Raw genomic sequence first — 11,013 nt, forward strand, 5'->3', positions numbered from 1 at the left:
CGACAGCAAAACCTTACATATCTATTTCTTATCAGAAAGATTCACTTTCCAAAGACACAAGATTTTTTACAGCCTCGAATGTCCCGGTGTATGTAGAACTTCTATGTTTCTTTCTCCGAGGTCTATATGCTCGCCCCCGTATAATACTTTCGTCGGTGTTCCTTGAAAAAACTCATAAGTATTCACATCATAGCTGTTCGGCAAATCACAACGGTCAACAACATATTCTTTAATTGCTTCTAATGGTTGAGGAAAGCCACCATTAAGCCAACCAAGTTCTGCTTCGTGTGCGTAAAAATCGGGATAATACTTGTGTCCCCCAATATGATCCCAATGAATGTGCGTAGCAACGACTGTAACAGGTTTATTGGTCAATTTCTTTATAACCTCAGAAATATTGCAAATTCCCAGTCCCGTATCAATCAACAAACTGCGTTCTGTGCCATTCAAAAGATAACAATGAGTTTCTTCCCAATGGCGATATTCGCTGATTATATATGTATCTTCATCAATCTTGTCTATTGTAAACCAATCTTTCATTCTATACTCTCCAAAATAAAAATTTTCTTAGCTCTATAAACTGGGAGTTAGTGCATGGCATAATTTATCTTTACCATGTGGATATGGTCTTCCCAAACTCCATTGATGTTTAGATAATATCTTGCAAGTCCTTCGTTGATAAAATTATTTTTTTCCAAAACTCTTAAAGAGGCTTTATTTTTCGGCATCACATTTGCTTCTATTCGGTGTAATCTTAATTCTTCAAAGGCATATTTTGTCAACATTTCTACCGCAATAGACATATATCCCTTGTTGACAAAATCCTTGTCTAATTTATATCCCAAAAAAGCAGAACAAAAGGCTCCCCATACCACGTTGTTCAATCCAATGATACCTATAACTTTTGGGGGTTGCTCCACTGACATAATATAAAAGCGAAAAGCTGTCCTTTCCTCATATTCAGACATTTCCTTTTCTAATACTTTTTGTTGATATTCAAGAGAAAAAAACTCCTCGTTTCGTGTAGGCTCAAAGGCTTCTAAAAACGTCCGATTTCTCTTATAGTAATCAACCACTTGTTCCGCAAGAGATATATTTGTTGGAACAAGCTGTATATATTGATTTTTCATGATACATCACCCCTACAACTTTCAGTTTATCGCTCTTGATTAAACTCATTTTACCACATCTCTACCAATTTTTCTACCCCTTCGACTACACTCACAACTTAATGACTTCTTGAATACTTCCCGAAAAAGAAAACTGCCATCAATTAAGACAGCAGTTCCTTTTCGGCTGGTATGCTATTAAGAATAAACAATATCGTTCAATACAATCTCGTCTGCACAGGCTCGGATATTATTCATCAATCTTGCCCATCTCATCATATCCTTTCCTTTCAGTTCTTCCGTCACACCTTGTTTTCTTGTCATTTCCTTAATCAGATACTCAGCCATATTACACGCCGAAGTATCAATTTCAGCAAGGTGTTCATATAACTTTCCGCTTGTAAGCAGATTGCAATATAAGACTTTCCTGTGTTCCCTTAAATATCTTTCCCTCATTCTTCCGTATTTCGTGAGAGCAGGGGGTTCTTCTATCGTCAAGCAGGGATAGTAGTAATCTCCGATGAGTTCGTACTGGATACCAGTTCTTTCGTCTGTGATAAATCGTTGCATTTTGATTTCTCCTTTTGCTTCTTATAGTAAAATTCCAAAGATTTCTCGTTGTGATTTTGCTTTTGACATTCTTCGGAACAGAATTTCTGCTGACTGTGTGTAGGCCAGTAGGTACTGCCACACACAGCACAGACACGCTGACGATAATAATGATGTCCTTTTTCTGCTTCTTTATCGGCTTTTGCCTTATCCTGCCTTGCCTGATAGCAACAATCCTTTGAACAGAAAATCTGTCGATTGCTTGTAGGCACAAACTCTTTTTGGCAATGAGGACATACCTTTATCTTAACGATTTCTCCACCGTTTTCAGCGATTTTTTCAGCCTTTCGTTTCTCTCGGTAGGCTTTTTCACGCTTACGCTGTTTTGCCAATCGCTCCATTTTTATCTGTTCTTCCTGTGCCTTGATTTCCGCAAGTTCTTCTTCCGTATAGGCAATATCAACCTGCCCGACATAATTGAAATAAATATCAACCTTTTGTGTCCTTGCTTTTCCAACACCCTCTGCTTCATAAACCACAATCTTGTCAATAAGTTCGTGGAACATCAAATCAGATATTTCTGTCGGCTCTTTACACTTGCGAATTAAAGAAATGAAATGCTTAATATCAACCGTATTTGCCTTTTCTTCGGTCAGTTCCTTTTGCATTTCCTCAATCTTCACTTCCAGTTCAGCCTGCTCATCATCATGCTGCTTCATCAGTTGCTTATACTGTCTTTCGGGCAGTAATCCCGAAATAAGATTTTCATACAAGCCACGAATAAGTTTGGAAAGTTCATCGTATCGCTTCTGAAAACGGTGCAATTCCGATTTATTCTGTTTTGGCTTTTCTGTCTGTTTCTCATTCCATAGTGATTGAAGTTCCTTTGCAAAGGCTTCTTCATCATTCAGAACAAATCTTGATAATCGTTTGACAGCCGATAATATCAAGGCTTCCACATTATCAGCACTAATCGAATGGGCAGTACAAGAGTTTACTCTGCTTGCATACCCACCGCAACGGTAAGAATACTGCACCGAACGGTCTTTTTTACTGTAATGCGTTTGCAAGGTCATTCTTCTGCCACAATCCGCACAGTAAAGATAACCGCTTAAACGATTGCTATGCGTACCCTTTGCCGCTGTTCTGTTCGCTCGTTTCTTTCGCTTCTGAACACTGTCCCAAAGCTCCTGCGAGATGATAGGCTCGTGCGTATGATAAAATACATACTGTTCATCTTCATCGGTATTCTTCCTTTTGTGCAGTTTGAAATTGGTACTGACTGACTTACGCAAAATGGTATGACCAAGATATTCCTGTCTGCTCAAAATCGCTCTTATGGTTGACATTCCCCAAAGATATGGGTCTGAAAACTTCATTCCATTATACTGCTCGGGGTGATATTGCTTTGCGTGTGCCGCTGGGATTAAGACCTTTTCTTCGGTAAGTAATTCAGCGATTGCTCTCGGACTTTTTCCATCGTTGGCAAGCAGAAAGATACGCTTTACCACCTCAGAAGCCACAGGGTCAACGACAAGCGTTTGTTTGTCGGTTGCTAATCGGTTATACCCATAAGGGATTGAACCGCTACAACGCTTTCCGTCTTTCATACGGGCGTCAAACACCGCCTTGATTTTATTGCTTGTGTCTTTGGCGTACCACTCGTTCATAATATTCAAAAACGGGGCAAAGTCATTATCAGAAGTATTATCGCTGTCAATACTGTTGTTTATTGCAAGGAAACGGACATCTTTCTGCGGAAACAGAACTTCCGTATAAAAGCCGACTTGCAGATAGTTTCGCCCTAATCGGCTCATATCCTTAACAATAATCGTTGCTACATTCCCTGCTTCTACTTCCTTAATCAACTCTTGAAAACTCGGACGATTGAAATTCACACCCGAAAAACCATCGTCAGTAAAATGACGGATATTCGTAAAGCCATTTCTTCGGGCGTAATCTTCCAAGTATTGCTTTTGGTTGGTTATTGAATTTGACTCACCATTAAGGTCATCATCTCTTGATAAACGCTCATAGAGTGCTGTAATCTTTGAAGTCCTTGACATTCTCTTATCCTCCTTTCCTTATGTAATCTTGTTTAGCATTACAGGGATTACTCCCTCTGCTAATAGGAGAAAACAGGGGTGCAAAGCGGAACTGTTTTTCAAAGAATTAAAAAAATATTTTTGAAGTTCCAAAGCCGACTTTGACAACCTATTTTCAATTTAGGAACGCATTATTTATCGTCCTACTAAATTATAGCCCTCAGGTGCCAGCTCGATTGCTGTAGTGGTCTCTCCAAAAGAAGACGCCCAACTGTCAAAATGGCCCAGCCCAAGGCGTTGCAGAGTACCATACTGCAGGTAACGCATATTGGTGTAAAGCTCCGTCATACTATTACTGATGGGTGTCCCGGTTGCAAACGTAATGCCTTTTCCGCCAGTTATTTCATCCAGGTACTGGCATTTAGCAAACATATCCGAAGACTTCTGGGCTTCTGTCTGTGCGATACCTGCCACATTCCGCATTTTTGTATAAAGAAACAGGTTCTTGTAATTATGGCTCTCATCCACAAACAGCCTGTCCACGCCCAACTGCTCAAACGTAACTACATCGTCTTTCCTGCTCCGGTCATTGAGCCGTTCCAGCCGGGCAGCCAGTGACTTCTTTGTTTTTTCCATCTGTTTGATGGTATAGCGTTCCCCATTCTCTGCTTTCGCAGTTTCGATTGCCATTTCAATCTCATCAATCTGACGCTCGATCATAGCTTCCTGCCGTTCAGTGGACAGTGGTATCTTTTCAAACTGGCTGTGCCCGATAATGACCGCATCATAATCACCGGTGGCTATCCTGGAACAGAACTTCTGCCTGTTCGCCGGTTCAAAATCTTTTTTGGTTGCAGCAAGGATATTTGCACCCGGATACAGGGTCAAAAACTCTGACGCCCACTGGCCTGTCAGGTGGTTTGGAACGACAAACAACGATTTCTGGGCAAGCCCCAGTCTTTTGCTTTCCATCGCCGCAGCCGCCATCTCATAAGTCTTCCCTGCCCCTACGCAATGGGCAAGAAGTGTGTTATCCCCGTATAGCTGATGGGCAACTGCATTTTTCTGGTGGGGATGCAGCACAATATCAGGTGACATGCCCGGAAATGTTAAATGGGAACCATCATATTCCCGTGGACGGTTGGAATTGAACAGTTCATTATATTTGGCACAAAGCACTTCCCGGCGCCCGGCATCCTGAAATACCCAGTCCTTAAATGCTTCCCGGATTGCTTCCTGCTTCTGGCTGGCAAGGGTGGTTTCCTTTTTATTCAGAATCCGCTTTTCCTTTCCATCTTCCTCTATGGTGTCATATATACGGCTGTCACGCAGGTTCAATGAATCCTCCAGTATCTTATAGGCATTTGCCCGCTGGGTCCCATAAGTGGCATCTATCAGGGGATTTCCAAAATCAGCACTCTTGCCCTTGATATTCCACTGCCCGGTCACATTGGAATACTGTACTCCGATCATTCCCTGTTCCAGTTTTCCCTCCGGTGTTTCAAAAATCTCCCGCATAAAATCATTGATATAGTTCGGGTCTACCCAGGTAGCACCGAGCCTTACCTCAATTTCCGAAGCATCCAGAAGCTTTGGCTGCACCCGTTCCAGTGCGCTGACATTTATGGCAAATTCCGGATGCTTTTCTGCACATAATCTGGCCACAGACAGCTTTTCCCTCACATTCCCGGATAAATATTCATCGGCAGTCTCCCATCCCGCATAATCGTCATTTAGATCACTTAACGGGTTTTTAAAAATAACTCCGCTTAATTCATTTACAACTCGCTCATGGTTCTCAGGACCTCCAAGAAGTCCCTCCATGTACTGGAGGTCTACACGGGCTTTTTCACTCATGGACACTGCCAGTGCTTCGGAAGGGGTATCTACGGAGGTAGCCACTTCCTGCCGTTTGATGGTACGTTTACTGAACATATCTGCTTTCCGGTTCAATGTCCCATCCTCATTCAGTACCTCCAGAGAACAGAGAAGATAATAGCTTGCATCCTGGTTAAATGCCATTTTATTGGTTCTGGAATTGATCATCCCGAATTTCTTTGTAAAATCATCATATAAGCTGGATAATTCTGCCTGTTTTTCCCTGATTGCAGCATCCCCGTATTCTTCCAGTTGATATGCGATCAACTCATTGGTCGCTTCCCTCAGTGCAACCATGCCTTTGATCCTCTCCAGCATGGTATCCGCCATTTCTACTGGCTTCATCACGGAATTTTCCCGGTAATACACATCCCCATCCACCACGGTATAACTGTAGTTTTTTACAGACGGGTCTGCCGGGATTGCTTCCCTTTCCAGATCATCCTCCTGCTCATCCAGTCCTGCAGGCTCAATTTCACCCACAACATGGATGACTGCTTCCCGTAACTGTTCTTCAAAGGGCTTCCCCTCCACCGGCAGGCATGTGGATTCCATACCATAAGGTCCGGATACCAGTTCCATCTTTCCCACTACCATCTCCGGATGGGCGATAAAATACTGGTTCATGGCAATCCCATCCCCATTTTCACCAAGATGTACCCAGTCCGGTTCCAGATCCATCATCCTGTCCCGTTTCTTAAAGAACAGAATATCCGAAGTAACCTCGGTCCCTGCATTTTCCTTGAATGCCGTGTTCGGAAGACGGACTGCCCCAAGAAGCTCCGCCCTTTGCGCCAGATATTTCCGGACAGCCGGGCTTTTTTTATCCATTGTCCCTTTGGAGGTCACAACCGCAACAATCCCTCCCGGACGTACTTTATCCAGTGATTTCGCCAGAAAATAGTCATGGATCAGAAAATTATGCCTGTCATACGGCTTATCTGCCACCTTATACTGGCCAAATGGAACATTTCCCACCACTACATCAAAAAAATCATTGGGATGGTCAGTTTTCTCAAAGCCTCTGATCTGGATATTTGCTTTTGGGTAAAGCTGTTTCGCAATCCTTCCTGTCAGGCTGTCAAGCTCCACTCCATACAGGCGGCTCTCCTGCATCGCTTCCGGCAGCATTCCAAAAAAGTGTCCCGTCCCCATAGAAGGCTCCAGGATATTTCCTTTTTCAAACCCCATCCTGCCAAGGGTTTCATAAATAGAACGGATGATTACTGGGGAAGTATAATGGGCATTCAGGGTGGACTCTCTGGCGGAAACATATTCTTCCGGGCTTAAAAGACTTTTAAGCTGCGCATATTCTCTGCTCCATGCACGATTTGTTTCATCAAATGCTTCGGCAAGTCCGCCCCAGCCCACATACTGTGACAGAATAGTTTGTTCCTCCGGGGATGCAATTCGGTGTTCCTGTTCTATACGCTGCAGTGTCTGGATTGCTGCCACATTCCGCTCAAATTTCTGCTTTGCCGTGCCTGCCCCTAATGCATCATCCGTGATGCGGAAATTCATCGCACCAGCGGTATCTATTTTCTCTTTTTCCCGCTGTGGCTCTGATTCCGGTGTCAGATCCGGTTGCAGGAAATCAGGTTCGTCTGATTTCGTATCCTGATTTTCCGCTTCCGTCTGCTCCGGTTCTGTTTCCAATCCGGATCTTATCGGCTCCGACTCTTCTGGTTCTCCCTGTCCCTCCGGGTTTTCCGGTTCTTTTTTATCCTGCTCTTTCTCTGGTTCTGGCTTTTCCCATTCTTTCGATATGTTCTGTAGAATCTCCCTGCCCGCCTGATGGACTAACTCATCATAAGGGATCACCTGCAGTTCCTCTGCATGGCTGGCGATATAATCCCTTGCAGCCGTCTCATTGATAAAGAATTTTGTCTTTTCCGGATAGGCTTCCAGACGGCCATCTTCCCCAATCGTTACAAGGCGGTACCGGACTCCTTCCCTTTCATCCTGATAATGGTAAGTAAAGAATCCAATACTGTAATCGGTAACGTCTTCTGTACTTTCCAGTGCGACCACAACACGGCTGTCTGTCTGTTCCTGCTCCGGCTCCTGCAGAACGGGGATTTCCCCGGAATGTTCCTTTTCGGCATCCGCAATCAGCTTGTTTCTTGCTTCTACAAGTTTTTGCTGTTCTTTCTCTGCCTTCCACTTTATATATGCGGCTTCCGTCTCAGGTGTCAGAAAACGGTTCGTTTCTATCAAGGTTCGGATACGCTCTGCCACTTTCGGCCATGTCAAAAGTACCTTTGCAGATGGTTCAATAATGCTTCCTTTGCTGAGGCGCAGCCCTTCGGCATCATGGTCCTCATAGCTGTGCCATGACCCTGGAAGGGCAGATGTACTTCCTCCTGTCCCATATTCATTTTTCAGGAAAGCGGCCTGCTCTTTTTTATCATGGTTATTCTGGAAAAATTCATAGATACGGAATAAGCCATGCTCAAAACCGCTCCCCCTGCTCAACCGGTAATCTATTTCATCCTGGGTAATGAATGTCTCCACCGGAACTTCCAGATTTTCTGCAGGTGGGAATTTCATCGGTCTGCGTTTCAGTTCTTCCACAGACTCCCGGATATCCTCCGGGCGATAGACCACATGGAAACGAGCTTTCACGTCCCCACGCTGCAATGCCCCTATGGCCTGATCCATATGGCCTAATATCTGGTCAATTCCTTCCTGCGAAGAAAAATACTCTGCCAGCTTTTCCTCCGCATCCGGATGGATATGTGGTATCTCCAGCTCCTTCGGAACAGAACCGTATTCATCCTGAAAAAAGTTGTAAACCTTTGAGGCCAGTTCCATTTTTTCCAATGTCGGTACATGCCACATTTCCGCTTCATCCATATACTTTCCATCAAGAATCAGATTGTATGTGCGCTCTTCCACTTCCATCCAGGACAGCGTGCGCATTGGCTGAAATCTGGCTGCATCTGCCCTTGCAAATTTCATTCCATCCTCGTCGTACCAGACAGACAAAGGCTCTCCCTCAAAGGTAAAACCCTTTCCTCCCCTGCCATATTCCCGTTTCAAAAACTCGGCCATTTTTGCAGAATCCAGCCATTTCTGGTATTTCGCAAAAATACGTGGCCTGCTGTCTCTCTGTCCGCCGCCGGTAAGCAGCACGTAATCCACCATCTCATCCGTGATCGGTTTATCCCTGGAAAAAGGAACCATATCATTTGCATGGTTAATAGCGATGTTCCCGACCTGCTCTTCTGCACTTGGGAAAAGGGAAAGTTGTTCATATACAGAAGCTCCACCTGCATCATTGGTTGGAGTTTCTTCTCCGGGCATGAAAAAATCGGGCAGTTCTTCACTGTCCGATTCTTTCATTTCCTGATCAGGTTGTGCTGATATTTCTTCCGCTTCCTCTAATTGTAGATCAGTTCTGTCAGTACGATCTCCTCTGCTGAATGACGAATGCTGTTCATAAGCTGAATCCATTTCATCTGGTCTTTGGATTTCAGTTCCTCTGTCACTCCTTCGTCCGCTGCCATCTGCTCCGTGATTTCCTCCATCCTCTGCTCTGCCGCTTCCTGAATCTCCAACAAATGGTTCATCAGCCTGCCGGTCAGCAGAAGTCCTGAATAAAGCCCCTTCTTGTGTTCCTGCAGATATGTCTTCCGCATCATCCCGTATTTTGTCAGCACTTCCGCTGGCTGCTCGTCCATTTTGATATTCGGGATGTAATAATCGCCGTTCTTCTGATATGTCAGTTCCATAATCCTGGCTCCTTTCTTCATTCCTGCTATTTTCCGGATTTTCATTTGCATCCTCAACTGTTTTCCGCCTTTCACTTTCACGCTTTAAAGCATTATATTCTAAGTTATTATGATTTGCAACTCTTTTTTTAGAAATTTCCCGGTCATAAGCACGGATTGCTTTTCCGATCTCCATCAGAATCGGTTTACAAAGTTCTGTAATGTTACTTCCAAGCTGCGACAAAGCCGGAACCGTATTAAATTCATGGATATAGTCGAAGTTTAACAGTTCTTCGTAATTCTCCATATCCATTCCGCAGCGGGCCAGCAATGTATATGAGATACTGGACTGCATAGTTTCCCTAAGATGGACTTTTCCGGAATATTCATCTAACCCTTCCAGATAGCTTCCCTCTGTCAGATATTGTAAGTCCTCCCATACCTCCTCATAGCAGTCCAGCGTGATACGCTGTGCAATCTCCAGCAGCCGTTCCTCAAAGCTTTTATCCTGCCGGGTGCCTCCATAGATGTGTTCCAGATGATCTATTACCGTTTCCTGATGCTCCGGTTCCATCTTCCATAAATAAGGAGTACGCCCGATCCGCCGTGCCTTATGTATATCCGATATGTCAAACACATATTTCAGTCTTGGCCTTGGAGCATCTTCATCTATCAGGGCAATTCCTTTTGCCCCTTTGTTGACCCAGCAATTAAACCGGCGGCTGTTCCAGATGTCAATACTGGCACAGGCCGTGGCATCCGGACGTTGTGCATAGATCAAAAGCTGCTCCTGAAACGGATATTTGTAAATTCGTGCTGCTGTATCCAGATACCGTTTCCATGTTTCCCCGTTTTTTACAACTTCTTTCGCTGTCTCTTCTGCCAGTTTTGAAACTAACTCATATTTATTTGCCAAAGAAATCCCTCCCTGTCTTTCTTATGTTGTACTTTGTCAGATAATCTGCTAAAATAAAATCATTATTCCGAAAGGAGAACCATATGAAACACACCGCCACTATGGATGATGCCAATCATTCCTTTAATAATACAGTTTCCACCCTGCGGAAACATTTTACCCAGATAGATTTCCATGAACCCGAACAGATTAAACTGGCAAATGAATATTATAAATGGACGACTCTTAAAACAAACTTAATTCTGGATGAGAAATCATTCCAAATACCGCCCATAGCCTTACCAAACACAATAAAAAAAGATACATATCAATGGCTTCGGCCTGAAAAGCAGGCTGTGGTTTCCAAGTATTACTGCTATGATAAAGAAACTGACAAATATATTATTTCTGTGAAAAAAGACTCTGTACCAAATGAGGATATTGAAATAATTGCCCGTTCCCTTGTCCTGATACGTAAGGCTGTAGTCTGGGTTGATTTTGGCTATAATATCGGTACAGAATTTGGTGGAAGGCATCCTGCGATCATTTTAAAAAATCTAAAGGACTCTTTGATCGTCATTCCACTTTCTTCACAGGAACCCAAAACCATGGACTACAGTGTAAAAGTAGAAAAGGTCTATGGTTATCCACTAATGCCACGATGGGCAAATGTAACCCGTATCACACAGGTAAGCCTGTCACGGGTACATTTTGAAAAGATTGGTGATGTAAAGCCATACGTTCTCAAGCGGTAGTGTAAAATAGTTTGTGTTTCTGGTAAAAAATAACTCTTTTTTGGTAAGAATTCAGATATGACAATTCTT

The 11,013-nt window shown here is 43.6% G+C and carries 6 protein-coding genes and 1 pseudogene; 1 reads left to right on the forward strand and 6 read right to left on the reverse strand.

Annotation, left to right across the window (positions count from 1 at the left end):
• Positions 1–75: 75 nt before the first annotated feature.
• From ACESZH_RS22945 to ACESZH_RS22970, 6 genes and pseudogenes are all read right to left on the reverse strand, one after another.
• Positions 76–540, reverse strand: a pseudogene (locus tag ACESZH_RS22945) (MBL fold metallo-hydrolase); the annotation flags it as partial.
• Positions 541–587: 47 nt separating this feature from the next.
• Positions 588–1,130 (reverse strand): GNAT family N-acetyltransferase, encoded by a 543-nt coding sequence (locus ACESZH_RS22950; protein WP_373219374.1) that lies wholly within the window; start codon positions 1,128–1,130, stop codon positions 588–590.
• Positions 1,131–1,307: 177 nt separating this feature from the next.
• On the reverse strand, positions 1,308–1,679 hold the full coding sequence (locus tag ACESZH_RS22955; protein WP_373219372.1) for a TnpV protein: 372 nt from the start codon (positions 1,677–1,679) through the stop codon (positions 1,308–1,310).
• Positions 1,604–3,724: a recombinase family protein gene (locus ACESZH_RS22960; protein WP_373219370.1), complete on the reverse strand. Its 2,121-nt coding sequence runs from the start codon at positions 3,722–3,724 to the stop codon at positions 1,604–1,606. The genes ACESZH_RS22955 and ACESZH_RS22960 overlap by 76 nt, the downstream gene beginning before the upstream one ends.
• A gap of 174 nt (positions 3,725–3,898) precedes the next feature.
• Positions 3,899–9,037: a DEAD/DEAH box helicase family protein gene (locus tag ACESZH_RS22965; RefSeq protein ID WP_373219976.1), complete on the reverse strand. Its 5,139-nt coding sequence runs from the start codon at positions 9,035–9,037 to the stop codon at positions 3,899–3,901.
• Positions 8,965–9,366 carry a TnpV protein gene (locus ACESZH_RS22970; RefSeq protein ID WP_373219978.1) on the reverse strand — a complete coding sequence of 134 codons (402 nt, stop codon included), beginning with the start codon at positions 9,364–9,366 and terminating at the stop codon, positions 8,965–8,967. Before ACESZH_RS22970 ends, ACESZH_RS22965 begins: the two co-directional genes overlap by 73 nt.
• Positions 9,367–10,293: 927 nt before the next feature.
• Here ACESZH_RS22970 and ACESZH_RS22975 point away from each other — a divergent pair.
• A complete protein-coding gene (locus ACESZH_RS22975) occupies positions 10,294–10,944 on the forward strand; it encodes a type II toxin-antitoxin system PemK/MazF family toxin (RefSeq protein WP_373219368.1) in 651 nt (216 codons plus the stop codon).
• Positions 10,945–11,013: the final 69 nt, after the last annotated feature.

This window comes from Ruminococcus sp. 5_1_39BFAA (genome assembly GCF_964240875.1).
Taxonomy (GTDB): Bacteria; Bacillota; Clostridia; order Lachnospirales; family Lachnospiraceae; genus Blautia_A.

Bases quoted from the DNA above. Each gene is read 5' to 3' on its own strand.
- ACESZH_RS22970 (WP_373219978.1), bottom strand. From the start codon at position 9,366: ATGCAAATGAAAATCCGGAAAATAGCAGGAATGAAGAAAGGAGCCAGG.
- ACESZH_RS22955 (WP_373219372.1), bottom strand. From the start codon at position 1,679: ATGCAACGATTTATCACAGACGAAAGAACTGGTATCCAGTACGAACTC.
- ACESZH_RS22965 (WP_373219976.1), bottom strand. From the start codon at position 9,037: ATGGATTCAGCTTATGAACAGCATTCGTCATTCAGCAGAGGAGATCGT.
- ACESZH_RS22950 (WP_373219374.1), bottom strand. From the start codon at position 1,130: ATGAAAAATCAATATATACAGCTTGTTCCAACAAATATATCTCTTGCG.
- ACESZH_RS22960 (WP_373219370.1), bottom strand. From the start codon at position 3,724: ATGTCAAGGACTTCAAAGATTACAGCACTCTATGAGCGTTTATCAAGA.
- ACESZH_RS22975 (WP_373219368.1), top strand. From the start codon at position 10,294: ATGAAACACACCGCCACTATGGATGATGCCAATCATTCCTTTAATAAT.